Origin of the sequence: Longimicrobium sp., from assembly GCF_036280135.1 — a bacterium.
Taxonomy (GTDB): domain Bacteria; phylum Gemmatimonadota; class Gemmatimonadetes; order Longimicrobiales; family Longimicrobiaceae; genus Longimicrobium.
Genome location: NZ_DASURI010000074.1, coordinates 1 through 3,677 on the forward strand (window position 1 = coordinate 1; position 3,677 = coordinate 3,677).

The following is a 3,677-nucleotide window of genomic DNA, read 5'->3' on the forward strand; positions in this document are numbered from 1 at the left end:
CATCCGCACAGGAGCGCGAGGACCGCCACGGCCCCGAGACGATGGAGGGTCATACTCGATGGATCTGGTTGATCCCGGTCGCGGAGCGAGCGGGCATCTCTCACGGCACGCCGGCGCGGACGCGAGGGACGGTTCTACGGAAGGGATTGCACACGGGGCCTTCGGCCAACGGAGTCAACGGTTTTTCTTCCGATCCGTTCCCGTTGACCCCGTTGGCCGCAGGCCCCGTGTGCGGCTGCCGTTTCCATCCTGCCCGGAGGCGATGGCCGGGTGTCAACGCGCGGCGTCGTGCGGGGGGACGAACGGCTCCATGTGGACGAGCACGGCGCCCACCTGCGGCACCGCGGCCCGGATGGCGCCCTTGACCCGGCCGCTGAGCTCGTGCGCGTCGTGCAGCGTCATCTGCTCGTCGGCCTGCACGTGCAGCGTTACGCGGTACACCAGCCCCGACCGCCGCACGGCGATCTTCTCCGTCGCCAGCACCCCGGGCACGGCCTCGGCGGCGCGGCGGACGGACGCGACCACGTCGGCGCCGGGCGTGCGGTCCATCAGGTCGTGCACGGCCGGCCGCAGCATGGACACGCCGTTGAAGGCGATCACGGCGGATGCCACCAGCGCGGCCCAGTCATCGGCCGACGCCCATCCGCTCCCGCCCAGGTAGCGGCTTCCCAGCACGGCAATGCCAATCCCCACGAACGCCGCCGCGGAGGTGATGGCGTCGCTCATGTGGTGCCACGCATCGGCCTTGACCGCCGTGCTGCCGATCTCCGCGCCCACGGCGTGCACGCGGCGCGAGAGCGTCCACTTGACGGCCATCACCGCCACCAGCACGCCCAGCGTCCACGGCGCGGGCGTGAGGTGCGGCGTGCGGATCTCGCGGACGGACTGCACGGCGATGCCCAGCGCCGCCGCCAGCAGCATGAGCGCCACGAGGCCCGTGGCCAGCGACTCGGCCTTGCCGTAGCCGAACGGGTAGTCGTCGTCGGCGTCGCGGGCGGCCATGTGCAGCCCGCGCCACACGATGAGGGACGAGAAGATGTCCGTGGCCGACTCGATGGCGTCGGCCACGAGGGCGTAGGTGTTGCCCACGATCCCGGCCACGAGCTTGGTGGCCGCGAGCGCGGAGTTGATGAGCATGCCGATCTGCGCGGAGCGGATTCCGCGCTGGATGGAGTCTGCCACCGCGTGTGTGTCGTCGGACGGGTTGACGGGCTGCACGTGCCCTGACGATAGCCCGTCGCCCCCGCCCGCGCGAGCCGGTGGCACTTCCCCTCATCCTCCGCGACGCAATCGTTCCGACGTCCCCGGCGGCTACGCGGCGTCCGGGGGGCCGCCGCCCGTCATCCCCAGGCTGCGCGGCAGCGTGTGGACGGCGAACACGCGCAGCCGCCGTGGCCCCGCCCGCGTCCGCACCACGGGCTCGTCACCCGCGCGGCAGCCCAGCAGCGCGCGGCCCAGGGGCGATCCCAGCGGCACCCGGCCCGGCTCCTCGTCCGCCGCCCCGCCCGCCACCAGCGTGCAGAAGGTCTCCTGGCCCGAGTCCAGGTCGCGCAGGAACACGGTGGACCCGTAGCCCGCGCGGTCGTCCCACAGGGTGCCCGCCTCCGCCGTCTCCAGCCCCGCGATCAACTGCCCCAGCAGGCCGATGCGCCGGTGGACGGCGCGGTCGCAGTCCGCCTCCTCCGGCTCCCCGCCGGCGGCCCGGCCGGCCAGCCGCCCCAGCATCATCTCGTTCGCGAGCTCCTCCAGCTCCCGCCCCAGCCGGGTCCGGATCTCCGCCACGCGCCCGCTCCACGCCGACGTCCGCGCGTGCCGCCTGTGGATGGAAACAACCTCCGCCATGCGCCTCCCCGGGCTGAATATACGTCCTCCGCGTCCGCCGCCGCGGACGGTGGAATCCCTCCTCCCTCCCGTCCCTCGAAACGCGTCCGCATTACACGCGGAGGACGACCCTCATCCCGCCTGTAACGCTTTCGGGGTTCGCGGGACTGTTCATCCAAAGGCACTGATCCCCCGGGCCGTGCGGCCGCGGGGGATCGTTCGGCGCGCCGGTACGGGCCGCCGGACCCTGATTCACCCGCGACGGGGAGCGAGGTGCGACCGATCCTGGTGGTGAGCGACCTGACCCACGCGTCCGACGAGGCGGTGCGCGCGGCGGGGCGGCTGGCGGCAGCGAGCGGCGCGGCGCTGCACGTGACCCACTGCGCCGGGCTGATGGGGCTGCCGCTGCGCGAGGCGCTTCCGCTGCTGGAGGCGGGGCCGGCCGCGCGGCTGGCGGACGGGCTGGCGGCGCAGGTCCGCCGCGCGGTGCCGGCGGACGTGGAGGCCGCCGCCCACGTGGAATACCGCGGCGTGCGGGAGGGAACGCTGCACGCGGCGGATGCCCTGGATGCGGCGCTGGTGGTGGTGGGCACGGACGCGTGCGGGGGCGCCGCGCTCCCTGCCCTGGCGGCCGCGGCGGCCATGCCCGTGCTGGTGGTGCGCGACGCGGCGCCGCCCCCGTTTCGGCGCGTGCTGGTGCCCCTGGACGCGCCGGACGTGGGCCTGGGCACGCTGCGCCTGGCGTGCGAGTGGCTGCGGCCGTTCGAGCGCGGCGGGGCGTGCGTGCTCCCCGAGATGCACGTCCTGCACGTAAGCCGGCGGCTGGCGGACTGGCGCGGCATCGGCGGCGCGTTCGAGGCGGAGGTGCGCGCGGTGGAGGAGGACGTCCGGCGGATGGGCGGCGTGTTCCACCGGCACGTGCGCTGGGCCGGGGCGGCGTGGCCGGCCATCAGCGCGGCGGCGCGGGAGCTGGACGCGGACCTCGTGGTCCTGCGCCCCCGGCGCGGCCTGCCGGCGCACGGCCGCACGTGGAACGCCGTGGTGGAGCACGCGCGGACGAACGTCCTTCTCCTCCCCGGCATCCCCGCCCCGCTGCGTGGGACCGGCCCGGTGGAACCGGCGAACGCGGTGGATGCGGTGGATTCAGCCGATGCGGCGGGCTCGGCGCATCCAGCGGACTCCGTGGATGCGGCGCGTTCGGGGCGGCAGGGAGCGGGGCGGGACGCGGTCGGCGCGCCGATGGGGACGGAGGTGGAGCTGGAGCCCGTCCCCGCGTGACGCGCGGCGGGGACGACGATGCGGGACACACCCTGAATGGATGGTGGATGATGATCGCTGAAGTGCAGGAACGCCTGCGGTGCGAGCTGGATCGCGCCGCGCACGCGCTCACGGCCGCCCTGGCGCCGAAGCTGGTCGGCGTGGCGGCCGTGGCCGCGCCGGGCCCCGCGGACGACACGCTGCGGCTACGCATCCGCCGCCTGCGCCAGCTGGACGCGGGGCTGCCGGCCGTGGCGCCCGCCGCGCTGCCGGCGGACCGCGCGGGCTACGGATCGTCCGTCGTGCTGGAGGACCTGGCGACGAAGCGGCGCGTCTCGTACACGCTCGTCACGGGGGACGTGATCGACCTGGAGGAGGACCAGGTGACGCTCGCGTCGCCCATCGGCAGCGCGCTGCTGGGGCGGCGAAAGGGGGAGCGGATCGACGTGGAGCTGCCGCAGGGACGCCGGCGCTTTCGCATCGTGGGATTGACGACGCTGCCGCAGATGCTGGGCCTGGACGGGCGCCGCTGAGCGCCGTCCGTCCCGTCCAAATCCCGGAGGAGAAGCGATGAAGTCCATCTGGCTTCGTGCGTGTGG

General features: G+C 74.6%; 4 protein-coding genes. 2 read left to right on the forward strand and 2 right to left on the reverse strand.

Annotation, left to right across the window (positions count from 1 at the left end; all coding sequences use genetic code 11):
• Nucleotides 1-273: 273 nt before the first annotated feature.
• A complete protein-coding gene (locus VFZ20_RS02605) occupies nt 274-1,182 on the reverse strand; it encodes a cation diffusion facilitator family transporter (protein ID WP_329682262.1) in 909 nt (302 codons plus the stop codon).
• A gap of 129 nt (nt 1,183-1,311) precedes the next feature.
• Nucleotides 1,312-1,782: a GreA/GreB family elongation factor gene (locus VFZ20_RS02610; protein WP_329682263.1), complete on the reverse strand. Its 471-nt coding sequence runs from the start codon at nt 1,780-1,782 to the stop codon at nt 1,312-1,314.
• A 312-nt stretch (nt 1,783-2,094) separates the two neighbouring features.
• Between VFZ20_RS02610 and VFZ20_RS02615 the strand changes: the two genes are divergently transcribed.
• Complete coding sequence (locus VFZ20_RS02615) at nt 2,095-3,099, forward strand: universal stress protein (RefSeq protein WP_329682264.1); 1,005 nt, start codon at nt 2,095-2,097, stop codon at nt 3,097-3,099.
• Nucleotides 3,100-3,146: 47 nt separating this feature from the next.
• Entirely contained in the window at nt 3,147-3,611 is a 465-nt protein-coding gene (locus VFZ20_RS02620; protein ID WP_329682265.1) for a GreA/GreB family elongation factor, read from the forward strand.
• Nucleotides 3,612-3,677: the final 66 nt, after the last annotated feature.